General features: G+C 69.9%; 15 protein-coding genes and 1 pseudogene. 12 read left to right on the top strand and 4 right to left on the bottom strand.

The genetic code is table 11. From position 1 onward, the window contains the following. The first annotated feature begins 2 nt into the window (after nucleotides 1–2). From ACJ73U_RS23845 to ACJ73U_RS23810, 8 genes are read left to right on the top strand one after another with little or no spacing between them, the layout of a single operon-like run. Complete coding sequence (locus ACJ73U_RS23845) at nucleotides 3–1,619, top strand: thiamine pyrophosphate-binding protein (RefSeq protein ID WP_407779912.1); 1,617 nt, start codon at nucleotides 3–5, stop codon at nucleotides 1,617–1,619. A 23-nt stretch (nucleotides 1,620–1,642) separates the two neighbouring features. Continuing rightward, the gene (locus tag ACJ73U_RS23840; RefSeq protein ID WP_407779911.1) at nucleotides 1,643–2,275 is read left to right on the top strand and encodes a DJ-1/PfpI family protein; all 633 of its coding nucleotides are present in this window, start codon (nucleotides 1,643–1,645) and stop codon (nucleotides 2,273–2,275) included. Between the two features lie 17 nt (nucleotides 2,276–2,292). Then, a complete protein-coding gene (locus ACJ73U_RS23835) occupies nucleotides 2,293–4,113 on the top strand; it encodes an AGE family epimerase/isomerase (protein WP_407779910.1) in 1,821 nt (606 codons plus the stop codon). Between the two features lie 12 nt (nucleotides 4,114–4,125). Beyond that, the gene (locus tag ACJ73U_RS23830) at nucleotides 4,126–4,461 is read left to right on the top strand and encodes an STAS domain-containing protein (RefSeq protein WP_407779909.1); all 336 of its coding nucleotides are present in this window, start codon (nucleotides 4,126–4,128) and stop codon (nucleotides 4,459–4,461) included. 26 nt (nucleotides 4,462–4,487) lie between these two features. After that, nucleotides 4,488–6,695 carry a glycogen debranching protein gene (locus tag ACJ73U_RS23825; RefSeq protein ID WP_407779908.1) on the top strand — a complete coding sequence of 736 codons (2,208 nt, stop codon included), beginning with the start codon at nucleotides 4,488–4,490 and terminating at the stop codon, nucleotides 6,693–6,695. Then, the gene (locus tag ACJ73U_RS23820) at nucleotides 6,695–7,021 is read left to right on the top strand and encodes an STAS domain-containing protein (RefSeq protein WP_407779907.1); all 327 of its coding nucleotides are present in this window, start codon (nucleotides 6,695–6,697) and stop codon (nucleotides 7,019–7,021) included. The genes ACJ73U_RS23825 and ACJ73U_RS23820 overlap by 1 nt, the downstream gene beginning before the upstream one ends. Next, complete coding sequence (locus tag ACJ73U_RS23815) at nucleotides 7,021–7,482, top strand: ATP-binding protein (RefSeq protein WP_407779906.1); 462 nt, start codon at nucleotides 7,021–7,023, stop codon at nucleotides 7,480–7,482. Before ACJ73U_RS23820 ends, ACJ73U_RS23815 begins: the two co-directional genes overlap by 1 nt. Next, nucleotides 7,451–8,680, top strand: coding sequence for a PP2C family protein-serine/threonine phosphatase (locus tag ACJ73U_RS23810; protein WP_407779905.1), 1,230 nt, complete (start codon nucleotides 7,451–7,453; stop codon nucleotides 8,678–8,680). The genes ACJ73U_RS23815 and ACJ73U_RS23810 overlap by 32 nt, the downstream gene beginning before the upstream one ends. Before the next feature lie 85 nt (nucleotides 8,681–8,765). On the opposite strand, the gene ACJ73U_RS23805 is transcribed toward ACJ73U_RS23810, so the two are convergent. Continuing rightward, the gene (locus tag ACJ73U_RS23805; protein ID WP_407779904.1) at nucleotides 8,766–10,181 is read right to left on the bottom strand and encodes an ATP-binding protein; all 1,416 of its coding nucleotides are present in this window, start codon (nucleotides 10,179–10,181) and stop codon (nucleotides 8,766–8,768) included. Nucleotides 10,182–10,386: 205 nt separating this feature from the next. On the opposite strand from ACJ73U_RS23805, the gene ACJ73U_RS23800 reads away from it, so the two are divergent. Beyond that, nucleotides 10,387–11,403: a hypothetical protein gene (locus ACJ73U_RS23800; RefSeq protein ID WP_407779903.1), complete on the top strand. Its 1,017-nt coding sequence runs from the start codon at nucleotides 10,387–10,389 to the stop codon at nucleotides 11,401–11,403. A gap of 34 nt (nucleotides 11,404–11,437) precedes the next feature. Further along, nucleotides 11,438–12,643, top strand: coding sequence for an IS701 family transposase (locus ACJ73U_RS23795; protein WP_407779902.1), 1,206 nt, complete (start codon nucleotides 11,438–11,440; stop codon nucleotides 12,641–12,643). 65 nt (nucleotides 12,644–12,708) lie between these two features. Here ACJ73U_RS23795 and ACJ73U_RS23790 read toward each other — a convergent pair whose 3' ends face one another. Beyond that, entirely contained in the window at nucleotides 12,709–15,714 is a 3,006-nt protein-coding gene (locus tag ACJ73U_RS23790) for a type I polyketide synthase (RefSeq protein ID WP_407779901.1), read from the bottom strand. Nucleotides 15,715–15,814: 100 nt separating this feature from the next. After that, nucleotides 15,815–16,618, bottom strand: coding sequence for a helix-turn-helix transcriptional regulator (locus ACJ73U_RS23785; RefSeq protein WP_407779900.1), 804 nt, complete (start codon nucleotides 16,616–16,618; stop codon nucleotides 15,815–15,817). Nucleotides 16,619–17,538: 920 nt separating this feature from the next. On the opposite strand from ACJ73U_RS23785, the pseudogene ACJ73U_RS23780 reads away from it, so the two are divergent. Next, a pseudogene (locus ACJ73U_RS23780) lies at nucleotides 17,539–17,727 on the top strand (hypothetical protein); the annotation flags it as partial. An 86-nt stretch (nucleotides 17,728–17,813) separates the two neighbouring features. Here ACJ73U_RS23780 and ACJ73U_RS23775 read toward each other — a convergent pair. Beyond that, on the bottom strand, nucleotides 17,814–18,008 hold the full coding sequence (locus tag ACJ73U_RS23775; RefSeq protein ID WP_407779926.1) for a hypothetical protein: 195 nt from the start codon (nucleotides 18,006–18,008) through the stop codon (nucleotides 17,814–17,816). A gap of 167 nt (nucleotides 18,009–18,175) precedes the next feature. Between ACJ73U_RS23775 and ACJ73U_RS23770 the strand changes: the two genes are divergently transcribed. Then, a complete protein-coding gene (locus ACJ73U_RS23770) occupies nucleotides 18,176–19,036 on the top strand; it encodes a serine protease (protein WP_407779899.1) in 861 nt (286 codons plus the stop codon). Nucleotides 19,037–19,212: the final 176 nt, after the last annotated feature.

Genomic DNA, 19,212 nt, shown 5'->3' with positions numbered 1-19,212 from the left:
CCATGACCGCGCGACCGGGCCGGGAAGCGATCTTCGAGCAGTTCGCCGCGGACGGCCTGACCGTGATGTTCGGCAACCCGGGCACCGTGGAGCAGGGCTTTCTGGACGCCATGCGGGACGTGCCGGACTTCCGGTACGTCCTGGCGTTGCAGGAGGCCACCGCGGTGGGCATCGCTGACGGGTACGCCCGTGCGACCGGCGGCCCCGCGCTGGTGCAACTGCATGCCGGCGTCGGTCTCGGCAACGGGATCGGCATGCTGTACCAGGCGATGCGCGGCCACTCGCCGCTCGTGGTGGTCGCCGGCGAGGCCGGGGTGCGGTACGACGCGCTCGACGCGCAGATGGCGGCCGACCTAGTCGCGATGGCGCGGCCGGTCACCAAGTACGCCACGCGTGTACTGCACCCCGGCTCGCTGCTGCGCGTCCTGCGCAGAGCGGTCAAACTCGCCATGACCCCGCCGCGCGGCCCGGTGTTCGTGGCGCTGCCGATGGACGTCCTCGACCAGCCGACCACCGAGACCGCCGTGGCCACGACGATCCCGAGCCGCAGTGTGCTGCCGGTACCGGCGGAGCTGGACCGCGCCGCACGGGCACTCGCCGGTGCGCGCAACCCGGTGATCCTCATCGGCGACGGTGTCGCCGAGGCCGGCGCGCAGGCCGAGCTGGCCAGGGTGGCCGAACTGGTCAACGCGCCGGTGTGGGGAGTCAACGACTCCGAGCTGAACATGACCGGCACGCATCCGCTCTACCGCGGGCAGATGGGCCATATGTTCGGCACGGTGAGCGAACCGAGGGTGGCGGACGCCGACACAGTGCTGATCGTCGGCACGTACGTGTTCCCAGAGGTCTTCCCGTTGCTGGAGAACCCGTTCCGGCCGGACGCGACTGTCGTGCACATCGACCTCGACGACTACGAGATCGGCAAGAACCACCCGGTGGACGTCGCGCTGGTCGCCGATCCGAAGCCGACGCTCGCGGCACTGGCCGGTGCGCTCGCCGATGCCGGGGCGGCATCGCGACCGGCGTCCCTCCCCCGCCGGTCGTGGGCCGCCCCACCTGTCACCGCCGACGACCCGTTGATGCGGTTGTTCGCCGCGGCGCTGGCCGAGCAGGCCGGGCCGGACCTGGTGGTGTTCGACGAGGCGCTGACCGCGTCGCCGGACCTGGTTCGCCAGCTTCCGCCGCGCGTGCCCGGCAACTACTTCCAGACCAGGGGCGGGTCGCTGGGCGTCGGGATCACCGGCGCGATCGGCGCCAAGATCGCCAGGCCGGACGCCGAGGTGGTCGGGTTCACCGGCGACGGCGGCAGCATGTACACCATCCAGGCGTTGTGGACCGCCGCGCGGTACCGCGTCGCGGCGAAGTTCGTGATCTGCGACAACGACCGGTACCGGTTGCTCGACCTGAACCTCGACCAGTACCGCGCCGAGCGTGGCCTGCCCGCGCACGCCTACCCGGATGCGTTCCACCTCGGTGACCCGGCGATCGGCTTCGTCGAGCTGGCACGGTCCATGGGTGTGGCCGGCGAGCGGGTGGAGAAGTCGGGCGAGGTGACCGCGGCGGTGCGCCGGATGCTCGCCCACTCCGGTCCGTACCTGGTCGACCTGGTCATCGAGTAGCACGCACGACGGGGAGGAGTCAGGTGAACCAGTTCGTTCCACGCGAGGGCGGCGCGCTTGCCGGTCGCACCGTCGCGATCATGCTGGAGAGCGACTACGTCGAGCCCGAGCTACACTACTACCAGCGCCGCTTCGCCGAGGAGGGCGCCACGGTGCGGTACGTGACCCGCCTGTGGGGCAACGAGTCGCTCACCTTCACCGGCCACGAGTACCACCTTCCGTTCACAGTGGACAGTGACGTCGACGAGTTGGACGACCGGCGACTGGCAGAGCTGGACGTGCTGATCGTGCCGTCCGGGATGGTGGCCGACCGGTTGCGCTACACCGAGGACGCCACCCGGCTCGCACCGGCGGTGCGCCTGCTGCGGCGTGCGTTCGATCGCCCCTCGGTGCTCAAGGGGATCATCTGCCACGGCATGTGGCTGGTCTCGCCGATCGCCGAGGTGGTACGGGGTCGCCGGGTGACCGCGCACGTGAACCTGCTCGCCGACGTGCGCAACATGGGCGCGGTCTACACCGACCAGGACGTGGTGGTGGACCGTGACCTGGTCACCGCGCGCAGCGCCGACCACTGCCACCTCTTCGCCCGCACGATCATCGACCTGGTCACCGCCCGCACCGCGTCCAGGTTCCGCCGACTGAGAAGTCATCCGTAGACAGTGGAGGATCCTCGATGACCTCGCTCGACTTCGCCTTCTCCGACCTGGTCGCCGGCCGGGTGGTCGGGTACGACGCCGGGCAGGGACTCCTGGACCTGCGCACGTCCGACGGGCGCCCGGTTCGGGCCCGGCTGACCGGCACGACCGGCGCGCAGTTCCTGCGCAACCTCGGCGAGCCCTACGCCGACGCGAGCGGGCAGCTGGTCGAGCTGCTCGAGCCGGGCCGCCGGCTGTTCGCCTACGGCATCTTCTACCCGCAGGCTGGCGGCACCGAGTTCGAGGCCAAGCAGCTGATCTTCCTCGGCCACGGCGTCGACGAGTACGCCTTCGAGGAGCGCGGCTGGTGGACGCGGCAGCTCGGCGAGCTGGCGAGGTTCTACCGGCGTGCCCAGTTCGGCGCCACCGACCCGGTCGACTACGCCGACTACCGCACCATGCTGCGGCTCGGCGGGGACAAGAGCGACCACCACGTCCAGGAGACCGACACGATCTCCCGGCTGGTCTACGGCATGGCCACGGCCCACCTGCTCACCGGCGAGGAGGACTTCCTGCGGGTGGCCGAGCGCGGCACCGAGTACCTGCGCGCGCACATGCGTTTCGTGGACCGCGACGACGACGTCGTCTACTGGTACCACGGTATCGACGTGCGCGGCACGGTGCAGGAGAAGATGTTCACCTCCGAGTTCGGCGACGACTACGATGCGATCCCGGCCTATGAACAGATCTACGCGCTGGTCGGCCCCACGCAGACCTACCGGGTCACCGGCGACCCGCGGATCGCCGCGGACATCGACGCGACGCTGCGGCTGTTCCATCGGTTCTTTCACGATCCCACCCACGGCGGCTACTTCTCCCACATCGACCCGATCACGCTGAGCCCGCACCACGAGTCGCTCGGGCCCAACCGGTCGCGCAAGAACTGGAACTCCATCGGCGACCACGCTCCGGCGTATCTGATCAACCTGTACCTGGCCACCGGCGATGAGCGGCACGCCGACATGCTGGCGGAGACCTTCGACCTGATCCTCGAGCACTTTCCCGACCCCGCCAGCCCGTTCGTGCGCGAGCGGTTCCACGGTGACTGGAGTGCGGACCCGGAGCACGGCTGGCAGCAGGACCGCGCCGTGGTCGGACACAACCTGAAGATCGCCTGGAACCTCATGCGGATGGACGCGATCCGGCCGAACTCCGCCTACCGCGAGCTCGCCGAACGCATCGGCAAGATGCTGCCGGAGCACGGCACCGACAGCCAGCGTGGCGGCTGGTACGACATGGTCGAGCGCACCCGCGGCGCGGACGACGGCCGGCACCGGTTCGTCTGGCACGACCGCAAGGCGTGGTGGCAGCAGGAGCAGGCGATCCTGGCATACCTGATCCTGGCGGGGAGCGGCGGCGACTCGGAGTTCCGGGAGCACGGGAGGGAGGCGGCCGCGTTCTACAACGCGTTCTTCCTCGACCACGACGAGGGCGGCGTGTACTTCAACGTGCTGGCCAGCGGCGTGCCGTACCTGCTCGGCACCGAGCGCCTCAAGGGCAGCCACTCGATGAGTATGTACCACGCCGCGGAACTCTGTTACCTGGCAACGGTTTATCAGCGACTGCTGCTGTCCGGCGAGCCGCTGTCGCTGTGGTTCCGCCCCCGGCCGGACGGCTTCGCCGGCCGCGTGCTGCGTGTCGCCCCGGACGCCCTGCCACCCGGCCGGGTTGGGCTGCGCTGGGTGGAGATCGACGGTGTGCCGTACGCCGACTTCGACCCGGAGGCGATGACCGTCCGCCTCCCGGACTCGGCGGCCGAACTGACGGTGCGGGCCCATCTCGCACCCGTGGACCGCTGAGGGAGCGACATCATGCAGATCAGCAAGCAGATGCAGGGCCCGGTCACCGTGCTCGCGCTGGACGGCCAGTTGGACAGCCGGACCGCGGGGCAGGTGCACCGGGAGCTCGGTGAGCTGTTACCCGAGCGGGGCCCGGTCCTGCTCGACCTGACCCGGACCACCTACCTGTCGAGCGCGGGCCTGCGGGTCCTGCTGCTGGTCCACCGGCAGGCGGCGACGAGCGGCGGCCACCTGCTGCTCGCCGGAGCCCGGCCCGACGTGCGGGACGTCATGGCGGCCACCGGGTTTCTGGATTTCTTCACCATGTTCGACACGACGCCCGAGGGCATCACCGCGCTGGGCGGCTGATTCGAGGGGGCGCCATGACACTCCCTGTGTCAACCACAGGATCAACATCAGGCCCGAGGTTTCCCACCCGTACCTCGGAGGAACGGGACGCGAGTCAGCCACTCGGCCGGATCGACGCGTACCCGACGCACCGGATCGCCGGCCTACCGGTGCGGCCAGGACGGCCGGTCCCGTTCGGCGCGACTCTCGTGCCGGGCGGCGTCAACTTCTCGGTGTACTCCAACAACGCCACCGGCATCACGCTGGTGCTGTACCGGCCAGGCGAAGCCGAGTCGTGGGCGGAGCTGGAGTTCCCGGACTCCTTCCGCACCGGCGGCGTGTACGCGATGACCGTGTTCGGGCTGGACCCGGAGGCCGTCGAGTACTGCTACCGCGCGCACGGTCCGTTCAAGCCTGACGAGGGTGACTGGTTCGACGCGCGACAGGCGCTGATCGACCCGTACGGCACGATGCTGTCCGGCCGGGAGCGGTGGGGCGCGCCCGGCGGCCCGTGGCGGTCCAGGATCGCGCCAGCCGACTTCGACTGGGAGGACGACCGCCCACTCCGGATACCGCAGGAGGACCTGGTCGTCTACGAGCTGCACGTGCGGGGGTTCACCGCCCATCCGTCGTCCGGGGTGAACGCGCCAGGCATGTTCGCCGGCCTGGTCGAGAAGATCGGCTACCTGGCGTCGCTGGGCGTCAACTGCGTCGAGCTGATGCCGGTTTTCGAGTTCGACGAGCGGGACAACACCAGGACCGACCCCACCACCGGCAGCCCGCTGTTCGACTTCTGGGGCTACAACACGGTCGGGTTCTTCGCGCCCAAGGCCGGGTACGCGGCCACCGGGCAGCACGGTATGCAGGCCGACGAGCTGAAGAACACCGTGAAGCAGTTGCACCGCGCGGGTATCGAGGTGGTGTTGGACGTGGTGTTCAACCACACCGCGGAGGGCAACCAGCTCGGCCCCACGCTGTCGTTCCGCGGTCTGGACAACCGCGTCTACTACATGCTCACCCCGGACAGGCACTACTACAACTTCAGCGGCACCGGCAACACGCTCAACTGCAACCACCCGGTGGTCCGCGGGTTCGTGCTGGACTGCCTTCGGTACTGGGTCGCCGAGTACCATGTGGACGGTTTCCGGTTCGACCTCGCGGCGATCCTCGGCCGCTCCCAGGACGGGGCGCCGCTGGCCAACCCGCCGCTGCTGGAGGCGCTCGCGCACGACCCCGTGCTGCGGGACTGCAAGCTGATCGCGGAGGCATGGGACGCGGGCGGGCTGTTCCAGGTCGGTTCGTTCCCGGCGTACCAGCGGTGGGCGGAGTGGAACGGCAGGTACCGCGACGCGTTGCGCCGGTTCCTCAAGGGCGACGTGGGCGCCACGGCCGAGATGGCCACCAGGTACGTCGGCTCCCCCGACCTGTACACCGGCCGCGGCACGGTCGCGTCGGTCAACTTCGTCACCGCGCACGACGGGTTCACACTGCACGACCTGGTGTCCTACCACCACAAGCACAATGAGGCGAACGGCGAGGACAACCAGGACGGGGAGCACGACAACCACTCGTGGAACTGCGGCCACGAGGGCCCCACCGAGAACCACCACGTGCTGGCGCTGCGTGGCCGGCAGATGCGCAACGCCCTGCTGATGTTGCTGACCAGCCACGGCATCCCGATGCTGCTGGCCGGCGACGAGATGGCCAGGACGCAGCGGGGCAACAACAACGCCTACTGCCATGACGGTGAACTGTCCTGGGTGGACTGGTCGCTCGCGGACAGCAACGCGGACCTGGTGCGCTTCACCCGCGACGTGATCGCGTTCCGGCGCGCGCACCCGTGCCTGCGCCGGCGGCGTCACCCCACTGGGCACACGCACGACCGGATGTTCCCGGACGTGAGCTGGCACGGCGTGCACGCATGGACCCCGGACTGGTCGCCGCACAGCAGGCTGTTCGCCTGCATGCTCTGCGAAGGCGATGACGCCGGCGGTGGAGACGGCCGTGTCGAGGCGGACGACTGCGTCTACGTCGCGGCGAACGGGCACTGGGAGGCGCACCGGCTGGAACTGCCGGAGCTGCCCGCCGGGTGGCTGTGGCGCCGGTTCGCGGACACCTCGGCGCCGCCGCAGGAAGACAGCTGCCGTCCGGGCGAGGAGACCGCGCTGGCCGACCAGGCCGCGGTGCGGGTGGGTCCCCGGTCGGTGGTCGTGCTGGTCGCGACCCCGCACGGGGCACAGGAGATCGAGGAGTGATGACGATGGCATTCGAGGCGAAGCTGGACGTGGAGGACGGGGTGGCCACCGTACAGATGTCCGGCGAGCTGGACTCGCGGTCCGCGCCACGGCTCCACGAGCTGATCATGGACGCGGTGGCCCGCCGGGTACGGCGAATGGTGCTGCTGGTCGGGGAGCTGACGTACCTGTCCTCGGCCGGGCTGCGCTGCCTTGTGTTCGCGCACCAGAAGCTCGAAAGGGGCGCCGACATCGTGCTCGTCGGCACTCAGCCGGAGGTGGCCGAGACCATCCGGCTGACCGGTTTCGACCGCGCCATCCTGATGCAGGAGACCACGGAGCCATGATGATCACGCAACGGTTGCGGACCAACGCGGGCGACCTGGCCGATCGGCTGGCGGACCTGGTCGGCCAGCTCGCCGAGGACGGCGGGCTCTGCTCGCGCCGGGCGTACCGGCTACGCCTCGCCGCCGACGAGATCACCACCAACATCGCCGTCCACGGCTACCGGGGCCGGGCCGGCACGGTGGACGTGTTCGGCGGTGTGGAACCGGACAGGGTGTGGTTGCGGATCGAGGACTGCGCGCCGCCGTTCGATCCGCGCAACCGTGTGAAGCCGCCCTCGCTGACCGACCCGATGCTGTGCGAGGTCGGCGGCCTCGGCCTGTACCTGGCGGTCAGCTCGGTGGACGAGTTGGGTTACACCCGCGAGCACGGGCGCAACCGCACCGAACTGGTGATGCGGCGCACCCCGCTGCTGGAGGACGGAGGCCGCGATGGCCGGAACCACCGCGATTGTCATTGCTGACCGGGAGAACGCGGTCCCGGATCTGGACCGGGCACTGCGGGCCGACGGCGTGACGGTCAGGCATGCCACCACTCGCGAACTGGCCGAACGGCCGGTGCTCTACGCCGAGGCCGATGTGCTGCTGGTGTCCGCGTCGCTCGGCCCGCACCAGGTGTCGCTGATCGCACAGCGCGGCGCGATGACCTCGACGGCCCCGCACGTGGTGGTGTTCCCCGACGGTGACCTGGACGATCTGGAGTCGTGCGTCCGCAGCGGCTTCGACTACGTCGTCCCGCCGTACGTGCCGGGAATGCTCGGCGGGCGACTGGACGACCACTGGGAACCGATGCCGTTCGCCCCGGTCATGGAGCAGCTGACCACCGCCAGCGTCCGCGAGTACGAACGGGACCTCAGCATCGCCAGGGAGATCCAGTCCGGGTTCATGCCACAGGAGCTGCCGAGCTACCCGGGTTGGGAGCTGGCCACCCGGTTCCGTCCCGCCCGCCAGGTAGCCGGCGACTTCTACGACGGCTTCGAGCTGGTCAACGGACGGCGGCTGGGGTTCGTCGTGGCGGACGTGTGCGACAAGGGTGTCGGTGCCGCACTGTTCATGGCGCTGATCAGGACCCTGTTGCGGCACACCGCGGAGCACACGGGCAGCTGGCAGCTGGTGGACGCGGGGCCGGAACTGATCGTGGACAACGCGGTGTGCAACGGGGCCGCGCTGCCGCCGCTGCTGTCCATCGGGGCGGGGCCGCTGATGCAGGCGGTGGTCGGCACCAACCGGTACCTGGCCCGCAACCACCTGCGGCAGGGCTACTTCGCCACGCTGTTCTTCGGTGTGCTGGACCCGGTGTCCGGTTCACTGCTGTACATCAACGGCGGTCACAACCCACCGGTGCTGGTCCACGCGGACGGCCGACAGGATCTGCTCTACCCCACCGGTCCCGCGGTCGGCATGATGCCCGACAGCGTGTACACGTTGGGACATACCAAACTCGACCACGGCGACCGCCTTCTGCTGTATACCGACGGCGTGGTGGAGGCCCGCGACGCCACGGGCGGGCTCTTCGGGATGAACCAGTTGCTCGATCTGGTGCGCCGGGCACCGGCCTCCGCCGAGGACCTGCTGCGCTCGGTGGACGACGCCCTGTTCCGCTTCGTCGGCGACGCCGACCAGTCGGACGACATCACCATGCTCGCGGTGCACCGGGCGTGACTGCCGACGCGGGGTGCACGATCCACAGGTGACGCGCCGAAGGGGCCTTCCTCACACGATACGTGAGAAAGGCCCCTCCGCGCGGTCAGCGCGTCAGCGCAACGGCCGGAGCGCGCACGTCGGTGGTAGCGAGAGCCACGACCACACCCCAGCCGGAACTGGGCACCGCTGCGTGGAACTCCACGGCCAGCTTCGTCGCCTCGGTGATGCGGCCGGCCAGCAGCAGGGCGTCGATCAGGTATGCCGTCAGGTACGGCGTGAGCCACGGCAGCGCGTCGCGCACGCCCTCGGCACCGGCCAGGGTGCGCCGCAGGAATCCCACGGCCTCGGTGCTCCTGCCCGACGCCAGCGCGAGCAACGCCGAAGCCAGGTTCACGAACAACGTCGCCTCCCGGTCGGTGTGCGGCTCACGGTCGGTCAGCACGACCATGGCCTCTTCCATTCGCCCGGAAAGGCTCAGCAACCAGCCCTGGTAGGCCAGCGACCTGGTCCGCGACAGCACGCCCTGCTGTTGCGCGGCCGTCAGCACGGCCAACGCCTCTTCGGTACGGCCGAGCCCGATGCCAAGGCACACCGCACGCATCAGCGCGGCGTGCGGCCGTGTCGACACGTCGACGGGCTCATCGAGCATCGCCAGCGCCTCGGTGAAACGGCCGCGGAAGGTCAACACCGACGCGCGGATCAACGCGATGTGTTCGGCGAGTCCGCTCCACGTCGCCAGCCGGCACAGGTCATCGACGCGGTCGAGCGCCAACTCGCGCCACGCCGCGCGGACCGCGGAGAGCAGGTGCTCAGCGCCGCGGCAGGTCAGCACGGTGCCCGGCGTGATCGTGTCGCCCAGCGCCCACTTCCCGTCCACTTGGACCATGTGGTCACGTAACGCCTGATGCAGCACGAGATCCCGCAACAGCCCCGGGTTGCCGCCGGTGGCCGCGTGCAGCGCGTCGCTTGTGGCTGACCGGGCCGGTCCACCGAGCATGCCGGCCAGCAGCACACGCACCTCGTAGAGGCTCAGCGGGGGCAGTTCGAGGTACTCGAAGCCGGGCTCGTAACGCAGGCAGTCCAGCGGGTCGGGCCGGACGTCCGCGTCGGCACCGGGATGGGTCAGCAGCAGGAAGGCGCCGCGGTGGCGGTGCAGCCACAGGAGCACGAGCATGCTGGCTGGGTCGGCGCGGTGCGCGTCGTCGGCCAGTACGACCGGTCGTCGGCCGCCCGCTTGTGCGGATAGGAGCTCGGCCACCTGCTGGGCGTCGGCGCCGGTGGTCGGGGTGCCGGGTGGCAGCGCGTGCCGCAGCGAGGAGAACGGCCGGCCGTTGCCCGGTCGCAGCTCGAACAGCTGGTCCCGCTCCTCGTCCAGTTGCGACCGCAGTGCGCGGGTGACCAGGGTGGTGCGGCCGATCCGCGGCTCGCCGACCACAACGAGCGGGCCCGCCCCCGGCCGGCGGAGGCGGTCTCGGATGATCTCCGCGTGCCGGTTACGGCCGACGAAGTGCCACTCCATGAGCTTGCCCCTTAACTGTTGTACGAAATCCCTCCCTCAACGGTGATGTTGACCTTGGGGCCGGTCAACAGGCAGCTAACGGAGTGCGCCGCCGCGGCGAGTGCTGGCATTGGCGGTACCACCATTCGCTCGGTCTGTATACCCGCCGGCGCCACCTGCGACCCTCAGTGTCGGGTCCTGTCGACGAAACCGTGGGAGGCCGGGCATGGTCGAGCTGATCGCGCTGTTGGCCGGTGTCGCGCTGGTGCTGGCCGTCTGGTCGAGCGTGCTGCGTACGGTGATCGCCCCGCGTGGCCGGTCCTCCCGCCTGATGCGGGCGGCGACCCGGGCGACCTCGGTCGTCACCGGCACGGTCGCGCGCTGGCTGCCACCCGTTGCTCGCGGGCAGGTGCTCGACCTGACCGGACCGGTCGCGCTGCTCGCCACGCTCTCCTGCTGGGTGGGCGGAACCCTGCTGGGGTTCGCGCTCACCGCACCGGCGATCGGCGGCGCGGACCTCACCTGCGACGCGCTGGTCGCGTTCCCGCTCCTGGACGCCGGTCCGGTGCCGCTCGCCGTGGTCGCCTGGCTGTCCGTCGCGGTGACCCTCGCCCTGTTCACCGTGCTGGTGACCAGGATCCTCGCGGCCTACAGCCGGCGCGAGCGCACCGTCGCCGGGCTGGCGATGCGCGCGCTGCGGCCGCCGGACGCGGAACGGCTGCTGGCCCACCACCTGACGTCCGGCTCCCGGGACCACCTCGACCAGACCTTCGCACACTGGACCGCGTGGCTGGCCGACGTGCGGACCACCCACACCGCCTTCCCCCCGTTGACCTACCTGGGCCCGGCCACCGAGCTGTGCTGGCTGGACGCCGCGGTGCTGGTGCTGGACGCGGCCGCGCTGGCCGACGCGGTCGCGCCGCGGTGGGTACCGCCCGGCGTGCACAGCGTGCTGCAGGCCGGCACGACCTGCCTGCCGCAGCTGTCCGCCCGCCTCGGCATCCAGATCCCGCGGCCGGCGGTCAGCCTGCAGGGCCGCGAGGAGTGCAACTTCGAGCAGTCGATGCAGGTCGCGGTGACCGCGGGGCTGCCACGGGACCGCGGATACGCCGACGCCTGGGCGACGTTCCAGGACTGGCGAACCTGCTACACCCCATATGCCATCGCCATCGCCGAGCGCCTGCGCTACGACCAGGCCCACTGCCTCGCACCGACCCTCCGGGACGTGCCGCCGGCCGACTGATCCGAACGCATCCACGCGTAGATGGGGGTAAACCATGACGACTGAGCAGATCGACTTCATCGGGTCCGCCCGGATCGGGGACACCGGCAACTTATCCGAGTTCTGCCAGCGCCTCTTCGCCTCGTTCAGCCGAGCCGACCAGCGCCGCTGGGGCGAGGTCTACGTACGGGGGCTGGTGTCGTTACCCGGTCGCAAAACCATCAGACGCATCTGCGACCACGTGGTCGGCTGGCGCGCCGACCAGTCGCTGCAGCAGTTCGTCAACCAGAGCCCCTGGCAGTGGACACCGGTACGCAACCGCCTCGCGCGGGAACTGGTCGCGACCGGCCGGCCGAGAGCGATAGTGCTCCAGGATGCGGTGTTCCCGAAGAACGGGTGCAACTCCGTCGGCGTGGCCAGGCAGTTCGCGCCGGCCGCGGGCAGGTTGCTGAACTGCCAGTTGGGCTTGGCCGCGTTCCTCGCCTGGGACGACCGCAGCGTGCCGGTGAACTGGCGGTTGCTGCTGCCACGCGCGTGGCACGACGACGCCGAGCGGCGCTCGCGCACCCGCGTGCCGGCCGGGGAGCGGCACCGGCCCGCCTGGGCGTGCGGCCTCGACATGCTCGACGAGTTGCTGATTGACTGGGACCTGCCGACGGTGCCGCTGCTCGCCGACGCGCGCTTCGACCGCCAGGCCGAGCTCCTGCTGCGCGGGCTCGACGAGCGCAACGTGCCCTATCTGGTCCAGGTGGTCGAGAACATGCCCGTCGCGCCACCGCCCCGGCTCACGGTCGCCGGCTCCACCACTGACCGGCCGACCACCGCCGGCGAGGTGGCCATCCGGGCCCGTCGGCTCGGCCACGGCGTGGTCACTTCGCGGGAGACGGCCGATGGGCGGATGAGTACCGTTCGGTTCGTGCTGGCGCCCATGCAGGGCGCCCTTTCGCGGGTTCGCCCCTACCGCGCCAACCGTGCCGTACTCGCGGAATGGACGTCGGGGCAGGGCCAGCCAAGCGCTGTGTACGTGACCAACCTCGGCCAGATGCGACTCCCCGAGCTGATCCACCTCGCCCGGACGCGCCGGCAGGTCGCCGAGGACATGACCCGGCTGCACGACGAGACCGGCCTCGGCCACTTCGAGGGCCGGTCCTACCCCGGCTGGCACCACCACGTCACCCTCGTCTCGATGGCACACGCCTACCGCTCGGCCGGCCCGCAGTGCCTGACCGAGGACGCGTGGGCCGCCCGCCCCTCCGTCTGAACGATCTGGTTCCGGGTCCACGACGATGCCGCGGTGGACCCGGGACCGGTCGGTTTCGCGTTGCGCTATGACGGCTGACCGGCCGGCAGCTGACCGCTCAACTGCTCGGCCAGGTCGACCAGCGAGAGGCGGGCAAGCAGCTGCCGGACCGGAACCCGCACACCGAGCTGCTGCTCGATCCGGGTGCCGAGCTTCGCCGCGAGCAACGAGTCCAACCCGGAGTCCAGCAGCGGCGCCGACGGGTCGATCTTCTCCTGCGGCATGGCGAGCACGTCCGCGGTGTGCATGACGATCGTGCGCACGAGGTCACCACCGGCCGCGCCGGCGCGAACCGGCACGGGTGCGGGACGCGCCGGTTCGGCCGGGACAGGCGCGACTGGCACGGGCCGGTCCGTGGTGTCGACCCAGTAGGGCCGGCGGAGCCAGGGGTGCCCAGGCACCGGAACGTACCGCGCGTTCTCGTACACCCGTTCCCAGCGTGGCCGGCAGCCGTGCGTGTACGCGAACGCGAGCCCGGTCGCCATGGTGTCCAGCTCGCTCTGGTCACGGCGCAGCGACGGCACCGCGACCTGGTCTCCGGCCACCGACTCGAGCACGTCCTCGATGGCCGGGACGAGCACGGAGTGCGTGCTGATCTCGATGAACAGCGTGCGTGGCCGCCGTGCGACCGCCGCGCGCACCGCCGAGGCGAACCGGACCGGCTGGCGCAGGTTGTGTGCCCAGTACGCCCCATCCAGTTCCGGCCCGGCCACCTCGCGGTCGAACACCGTGGAGTACATGGGAATCCGGGGCTCGACCGGGCGCAGGTCGGTCAACGCGGCGCGCAGGTCCGCCTCTATCGGCTCGACCTGCGGCGCGTGCGAGGCACAGTTGACCCGCAGCTGCTTGCTGTAGATCCCACGACCGCGCAGCTGCTCGACGACCTCGAGGAGCGCCGCCGTGTCACCGGACAGCGTGGTCGAGTGGTCGCTGTTGACCGCGGCGACGCACACCTGGCCGGTCTGGTCCGCGATCGCCTCGACGGCCTCGTCCTCGCCGAGCTGCACCGCCCACATGGCACCCGAGCCCTGGACCCGGGTCAGCAGGGCACCCCGTCGGCAGACCAACGCCGCGCCGTCTGAAAGGGACAGTGCACCCGAGGTGACCGCAGCCGCGATCTCGCCCATGCTGTGCCCGATCACCAGGTCTGGCTCGATGCCCCATTCCCGCCACAGCGCGGCGAGTGAGACCTCGATCGCCCAGAGCGCCGGCTGGATGTGCTCCTCGTCGGTCAGCGGAGCGTGGCCGCAGATCCGCTCGATCACCGACCAACCCGCCTCGGCCCCGATCGCCTCGTCGCAGCGCCGCATCCACTCCCGGAAGTACGGCTGCTCCTCGATCAGCTCCCTTCCCATGTCCTCGCGGTGGGAACCCTGCCCCGCGAAGACGAACACCACCTGGGGGGCCTCGGCGCTCGACTCGGGTCTGCCGAGGACGGACGGGGAGTCGTAGCCGGCCTCGACCGAACGCAACCCGTCCACCAACGCGTTCCGGTCGCGGCCGACCACCGCGAGCCGGTAGGCGAGGTGACTGCGTCGGGCGCCCGCGCCGTAGCACACGTCGGTCAGGTTCCCAGCGGCCACCCGGCTGCCGATCAGGTCCGCGTACCGGCCGGCCAGCTGCCGCATGGCCACCGGGCACTTGGCCGACAGCGGCAGCACGAGAGGTGCGGTGTGGTGCCGGGCCGAGGCCGCCGACAGTGGCGCCTCGCCGAGCACGACGTGGACGTTGGTGCCCGTCAGGCCGAACGCGCTGACCCCGGCGAGCAGCGTGCCGGCCGGCCGCTCGGCCAGGTCGATCGGCCGCACCGCGAGCTCGATCGACCCGGGCAACTCGGTGAACACCGGGTTCGGTCGCGCCACGTGCAGCGTCGCGGGAACCCAGCGGTTCTTCAGCACGAGCACGGCCTTCAGCAGACCCGCGAGCCCGGCCGCGGCCTCGGTGTGCCCGATGTTCGACTTGACCGACCCGACCACGCACGGCCGGTCGCGCTCGCGGCCCTCGTCGAGGACCTCGGCCAGTGCGGTCAGCTCCACGACGTCGCCCTCGGGTGTGCCGGGGCCGTGCGCCTCGACGTAGGAGATGGCGCCGGGCGCGACACCGGCGTCCCGGTACGCCCGGCGCAGCATCTCGACCTGGCCGGCCAGTCCGGGCGAGATCATGGTGCCGCCGCTTCGACCGTTGCTCACCGCCGCACTCCCCCGGATCGTCGCGTAGATCCGATCGCCATCGACGACGGCCCGGCTGAGCGGCTTGAGAACCACGGCCACCACGCCCTCGCTGCGGACGTAGCCGTCGGCCGCGGCGTCGCCGAACCGGCACCGGCCGGTCGGTGAGAGGATCTCGGCCTCGGACATGGCCATGTACTGGTCCGGACCGAGCAGCACGTTCGCACCGGCCACGATGGCCAGCTCGATCTCGCCGTGGCGCAGTGCCCGGCACGCGACGTGCACGGCCAGCAGCGCGGAGGCGCAGGTAGCCTCCAGGCCCATGGCCGGGCCGCGCACGTCGAGGTGGTGCGCGATGAGGCCGGCGGCGGTGGCGCTCGGCTTGGCGTTCACCGCGGAGTGGAGGTCGTTCTTGCCGGCGCCACGCAGTATGTCCCAGTAGTCGGCGGTCACCGAGGTGGCGTAGACGCCCGTGTTGCTGCCCGCCAGTGCGCGGTCCGGGATGCCGGCGTCCTCGACGGCCTCCCAGGTCGCCTCCATCAGCAACCGCTCTTGGGGGTCCATGCGCATGGCCACCTGTGGCGAGATGCCGAAGAACTGTGCGTCGAACTTGTCGATGTCGTCCAGGAACCCGCCGTGCCGGGTGACGACGCGCCCGGGCGTCCCGGGGCGCGGATCGTATATCTTGTCGACGTCGAACCGCTCCACGGGAATACGTCGTATGGCATCTGTTTCGGTGGTGAGGACATTCCATAACTCTTCGACATCGGATGCTCCTGGGAGTCTACACGCCACCCCGATGACTGCCGTCCGGTAATCGTCGACAGCGTCGGTATTTGCGCCAAGGGATTCGTATTTCTCCATTGTGATGACACCCCTCCTGGTATGTGATTCCGCAACATGAAAGTTTCGCACCGCAATTTGAGCAGGCCCGGCGAGCCGAGGGAAGAAACGCCGCTGCGGCCTACACCTGCACCGGGATGTGCACGATGGCCGCGGCCGGCGAGAACTCAGGGCCGTTGAGCACGACCATCCGCAGTGTCTGGACGCCGAGCCGGGGGTGCCGGAACCGCCGCACGCGCGAGCGATGCTCCTGCACGTCGTGATCATCCCACCATTGCCGGAACTGCGGGCTGACCTCGGCGAACTCGGCGATGAGCGCCTCGATGCGGGCATCGCCGGGCCACTTGGCCACCTCCCCCCGCCAGCGCGCGACGATGTCCTGGGCGTCGTTCTCCCAGTCCACGAGCACCTGCCGCGCCGCGGGGGAGACGAGCATCCAGCGCAGGAAGTTGAGCTCGGCCTTCGGTGTCCGGTCCCAGTCGTCGAACCACTCGCGCGCCGCGGGGTTCCAGCTGATGAGATCGCAGTACTGGTCGGAGCAGTACACCGGATACGGTGACCCCGCCATCAGGCCGACCACCTGCTCGAGTATCTGGTTGCCCGAGATATCCGTTTCCAACGGTTCTGGATGGATCACCTCGCCGTACACGAGGACATGCATGTAACGGCGCTCGTCCTCGGTCAGCTGGAGCACCCGGGCCAGGCTGTCGAGGACCTCGGGCGACGGGCGAATGTTGCGCGCCTGTTCGAGATACGTGTACCAGGTGGGGCTCAGGCCGGCAAGAACGGCGACCTCCTCGCGGCGCAACCCCCTCGTACGACGGCGCGGCCCGGCTGGCAGGCCCACCTGCTCCGGCGCGATGCGCTCCCGACGGGTGCGCAGGAAGCGGCCGAGCTCGCGTCTGTTGCTGCTGACGTCGGTCACGGCACCTCACCCGAAATCCCAGGATTTCCATCCACTCTAGTAGATGGCCCAACCGGGAAAAGATGCCCAAGATCGCGGTTCCGTGGGACCGTCGAAGCCGAGCGCGATCGAGCGACCAAGACATGTGGTACCCCCTGACATGTGAATGGACTCCCACTGACAGCGCCGTCGAGGGTCGCTCAACAATCGCTGCTACGGCAAAAGCCGGTCAACTGTCAGATAACAGAGTGCATGCCGATATCGGCCCAAGACCGCTTTGCGCGGCCCACCTGCCGCATAGAACGAGTTCTAAAATCCTTTTTATTCCACGATGTCCGAAGTGCTGCGGATCCTCGCGTTGACGCAGCAGACCAATTCGGTGTGGAAGTGCTGCCAAGGTCCGTCGGATCCCCGCTCGCACCGGGACCGCCCCGAATACCAGGGCGGTTTCCGTTCTGTCACTTCTTCAGCCGCACCGGATTCTCGACTGTGATGGCAGCGAATCGCGCCCGACCGTCCAGCCCGCGGTCCGCTCGATCAGCAGGCCCGGCCGCGCCGCCGGCGACCGAACTTCGTGCTGTCAGCGATCACGAGGTCGTGCCGGAGCAGTTGGGCGGCGTCTTCTCGGTGGGAAAGTCGTGGGTGAGCCGGTCGCAGAGGCGTGCGGTTCCGTCGGCTCCCGCGATGGCGAGCCCGTGGTCGTCGGGGGCTGAAGGCCATGGTCGGAGAGTCTTCTTGTTGGGGTAGCTCGGTGATGAGTTCGCGCGTGTCGAGATCCCGCAGGCGGACCGAGTCTCCGGCTGCTGCCGCCAGGATCTTGCCGTCCCCGGTGAAGGCGAGGTTCTGCGGCGACGGCGACGGCCCGGACAGCATGCTGGAACTCCTGTCTGTGAGGTTCCGGACCTGGATGCTGCCATCGGTGGTCGCGTTCGCGAGCACCGATGCGCGAGGGCTGTGGGCGAGGTGGCGCCGGTCATCCGGTCGACGAGCCTGCCTTCGAGGTTCCAGACACTGGTCACTCGGCTTTCGTGGCTCTCGCCCGTGTCCGAATACCGCGAATGAACGCAATCATGGAACGCTGGATCCAGACCTGCCGCCGCGAACTGCTCGACCGCACACTGATCTGGAACCAACGACACCCACTTCGGGCCCTGCGCGAGTACGAGCAGTTCTACAACACTCACCGACCCACCAAGGCATCGCCAACGCCCGACCACTACACGCCCTGCCACAACCGACCACCAATCAAACAGGCCTCGACCATCTCCACCTCCGCCGACAACAACGGTTGGGCGACATCCTCAACGCCGTACCACCACACCGCCTGACCTGCTTCGATGGCATTCTCGGCAAGCACACGGTCGTTCCTCGGATGTGGGGTCATCCGTCGCGGATCGATCAGCACCAGCACAACCCGCGTCAATCCAGCGATCCCACCCCACCACGACGACTCCGGCAAGCCTGACGCGGCCGGAATCAGGGCGGTTGAGCCGATTTCCGACGTCTGGCGGTGTCGGCGAGGACACGCGGGGCTACACGCTCGTGGGGACCACTTCCGGTCAACGAAAGGACCCTGCTGTGACCACAAGTCCTCGCGGTCGCCTGACCCGCGCGCTGCTGACCGTCGGCGCCATGACGGCGCTCGCGCTCGGAGCGGCTCCGAGCGTGGGCGCCGCGGCCACCGCCGCGCCGGCCCAACCGGCTCCCACGATCGCCACCGTCGACTTCACCGGCATCGTCGCATTGAGCAACTGTTCCGGCTCGGTGGTGCGCACCCCGAACTCGCAGCCGGGCGACCCCGCCCTGGTCATGTCCAACGGTCACTGCGTCCGGCTGCTCGCGGCCGGCGAGGTCCTGCAGAACCAGGCCTCGACCCGCACCTTCACCCTGCTGAACTCCAACGGCACCAGCCTCGGCACCCTGCGCGCCAACCGGCTGCTCTACGCCACGATGACCAACACCGACGTGTCGATCTACCGGCTCACCATCACCTACGCCCAGCTGCAGCAGCAGTTCGGCAGCCGGGCGCTCGATCTGTCCACAGTGCACCCGACGACCGGCACAGCCATCACCGTGGTCTCCGGCTTCCACCGCGCCACATACCCATGCGACATCGACGGCTTCGCCTTCCGGTTGCGCGAGGACCGCTGGACCTGGCAGGACTCCGTGCGCTACACCGCCGCCTGCCACACAATCCCCGGCACCTCGGGCTCGCCGGTGCTCGACAACGCTACCGGCCAGATCGTCGCCATCAACAACACGCTCAACGAGAACGCCCAGCGCTGCACCCTGGACAACCCGTGCGAGGTCGACCAGGCCGGCAACGTCACCATCCGGCCGAACATCGGCTACGCCCAGCAGACCTTCTACATCGCGGCCTGCATCACCACACCGAGCCGCATCGACCTCACCCGCCCCGGCTGCCAACTGCCCGGCTGACCCGCACACCCGGACGCGGCGGGCGTGACTGCCGCGTCCGGCCCGGTCGAGTGCGGACGGGCCGCGAGGGAGGACCAGCGCGGCGTCGGCGGGGACGGCTGGCCGCGGCCGCGAGTTCGAGCGCTTGCGTGGACGAGAGGTCGGGCAGCAGACCGGGCAGGGAGCTGGCGAGCACG

Origin of the sequence: Actinophytocola sp. (assembly GCF_045807065.1) — a bacterium.
GTDB lineage: Bacteria > Actinomycetota > Actinomycetes > Mycobacteriales > Pseudonocardiaceae > Actinophytocola.
Note: the sequence above shows the minus strand (reverse complement) of the source record. Positions and strands in the feature narration are given on the sequence as shown.

Bases quoted from the DNA above. Each gene is read 5' to 3' on its own strand.
- ACJ73U_RS23845 (WP_407779912.1), top strand. From the start codon at position 3: ATGACCGCGCGACCGGGCCGGGAAGCGATCTTCGAGCAGTTCGCCGCG.
- ACJ73U_RS23835 (WP_407779910.1), top strand. From the start codon at position 2,293: ATGACCTCGCTCGACTTCGCCTTCTCCGACCTGGTCGCCGGCCGGGTG.
- ACJ73U_RS23830 (WP_407779909.1), top strand. From the start codon at position 4,126: ATGCAGATCAGCAAGCAGATGCAGGGCCCGGTCACCGTGCTCGCGCTG.
- ACJ73U_RS23820 (WP_407779907.1), top strand. From the start codon at position 6,695: ATGACGATGGCATTCGAGGCGAAGCTGGACGTGGAGGACGGGGTGGCC.
- ACJ73U_RS23815 (WP_407779906.1), top strand. From the start codon at position 7,021: ATGATCACGCAACGGTTGCGGACCAACGCGGGCGACCTGGCCGATCGG.
- ACJ73U_RS23810 (WP_407779905.1), top strand. From the start codon at position 7,451: ATGGCCGGAACCACCGCGATTGTCATTGCTGACCGGGAGAACGCGGTC.
- ACJ73U_RS23805 (WP_407779904.1), bottom strand. From the start codon at position 10,181: ATGGAGTGGCACTTCGTCGGCCGTAACCGGCACGCGGAGATCATCCGA.
- ACJ73U_RS23800 (WP_407779903.1), top strand. From the start codon at position 10,387: ATGGTCGAGCTGATCGCGCTGTTGGCCGGTGTCGCGCTGGTGCTGGCC.
- ACJ73U_RS23795 (WP_407779902.1), top strand. From the start codon at position 11,438: ATGACGACTGAGCAGATCGACTTCATCGGGTCCGCCCGGATCGGGGAC.
- ACJ73U_RS23790 (WP_407779901.1), bottom strand. From the start codon at position 15,714: ATGGAGAAATACGAATCCCTTGGCGCAAATACCGACGCTGTCGACGAT.